The sequence below is a fragment of the Bartonella sp. AC130YNZD genome, assembly GCF_042196865.1.
Lineage (GTDB): Bacteria > Pseudomonadota > Alphaproteobacteria > Rhizobiales > Rhizobiaceae > Bartonella.
The window spans coordinates 1-1,148 of sequence record NZ_JBHIQZ010000112.1; the positions used below are offsets into that span (position 1 = coordinate 1).

1 protein-coding gene is annotated in these 1,148 nt (G+C 35.5%); it reads right to left on the reverse strand.

Annotated features, from left to right (window positions below; translation table 11 throughout):
• The coding region (locus ACFINU_RS09950; RefSeq protein ID WP_375667681.1) for a type IV secretory system conjugative DNA transfer family protein at window positions 1-1,148 on the reverse strand (1,148 nt) is incomplete at both ends.

The window sequence follows — 1,148 nt, forward strand, 5'->3', positions numbered from 1 at the left end:
TTAGAAGCAGTAGCATAAACACCAGAGAAAGTTTGCGGTGCCATATTGGTAAAGACCCCAAGAGTTTCACGAATGAATTGCGATGAAGAACTTGATTGTATTGATTGCAATTTTCCAATAACCGATGGTTCTGGTTCCGATACAATCATACGAAGTGTTTTTAAGTTTTTTGCCTCTGACTTGTACTCATCAGAAAAGACGATATGTGCAAGTAGTCCTGTTAATAAATTATGTGCGTGTGATACAAAGAATTGATCGGTTGAAGTTGATTTATGGTTTTCGGAAAGAAGGAGTCTAGCAATCTCAACTAAACCCGCTTCCCTTTCATAGGCTGGAATGCTTTCATCTAATAACCAATCTAAAGGATTAAAAGTTTTTGTTGAAGTTCCATGAGGAGCAAGAACATGTACGGTATTTTCGTTTAATTTATGTCGTGCTTCTCCAACGATTGGAGCGATTTCAGTTGAAGGATCAAAAACGATCAGTGGACCGGAATATTTGAGACAAGTTGGAATAACATTGCTGGTTGTTTTATAACCACCAGAACCAGCAAAAAATAACATATGAGTTGAATCAAAATCAAGTTTGTATGTTAACAATGGCTGGCTACCACCTTTCCCCCATGTTGTTTTGTCTTTGGGATTAAATTGGACATCTTTAACAACATCTTCGTCGACTCTATAGCGCTCTCCTATAACTACTTCACCATCACTTGGAAAGATCATTTCAAGTTGTTTTATATTCATCCATTGAGAGTCGCCGAAGATCGTATTTTTTGATTTTTTCAAAGGCGATTTTTTTGGCAACGATAGATTCATCGTGAAACCAAGGATAATAATACCAATGATTGAACCGCTCAAAACCATCCTATCAAAGAAAGGAAAAACATCAGCCCATGTCATGTTATTTTGTCCTACATAAGGACTTAGTCTTATATATTCATTTATACTGTAGTAGGCAGCAAAAAGACAAAAGGAGATTAATGATGCTATGGTGATATTTTTTCTTATATGTCTTTTTTGTAATAGAATAAATGAAGAACATGAAAGTGCAATAAGGACGAGAATATCGAGAGGTTTTGAACGAACAAACCAATAAGCATCTTGGGTAGTACCATTTTCTGTAATGTTATTTATTGTTATGTTTAC